Raw genomic sequence first — 583 nt, forward strand, 5'->3', positions numbered from 1 at the left:
AAAAAAAGTGGGCATTACGGCAAGTATTAGGCAGCAATATCGAAATAAACGGCAGTCTGAAGAATTTTAGTATCACGGTTCATCACAAAAACCTGCCTAAGATGCTTGAATACAGCTATGGAGCCATCCATCATCATATTAAAAAAATGGAGCTTCCAGTCTGCATTGGTCAAGATATCTATGGAAACCCCGTTTTATGGGATTTTGTGGATTTAGAAACGTTATTGATTTCTGGCGAAATTGGAGCCGGAAAGAGCAGTCTCATGCGTGTGATTCTCACTACGTGGGTGAAATATACCTCACCTAATGATTTGCGATTAGTCTTAGTGGATCTCAAACGAGCTGATTTGGGCTTATTTCATGGGATTGAGCATGTGGATGCGCTTTGTTTTGAAGCCAAGGATATGAGAAAACCTTTTGCGTTACTACGAGCTGAAATGTATCGACGAGGCGATTTACTGTTAGAACATGGCGTTACCCATATCAGCAGGCTTCCTTTTAAGCTTCCTCGAATTGTCGTGGTTGTAGATGAGATGAGTATAATCAAGCGAGAAACGGATCTCGTAGAGATGATTCAACAGTT

Annotated in this window: 1 protein-coding gene; it reads left to right on the top strand. The window is 41.0% G+C overall.

Going from position 1 to position 583, the window contains the following annotated elements:
• Positions 1–583: FtsK/SpoIIIE domain-containing protein (locus SB717_RS33420; RefSeq protein ID WP_410907089.1), on the top strand; the 583-nt coding region annotated here is incomplete at both ends.

Origin of the sequence: Priestia sp. SIMBA_032 (assembly GCF_046535215.1) — a bacterium.
GTDB lineage: Bacteria > Bacillota > Bacilli > Bacillales > Bacillaceae_H > Priestia > Priestia aryabhattai.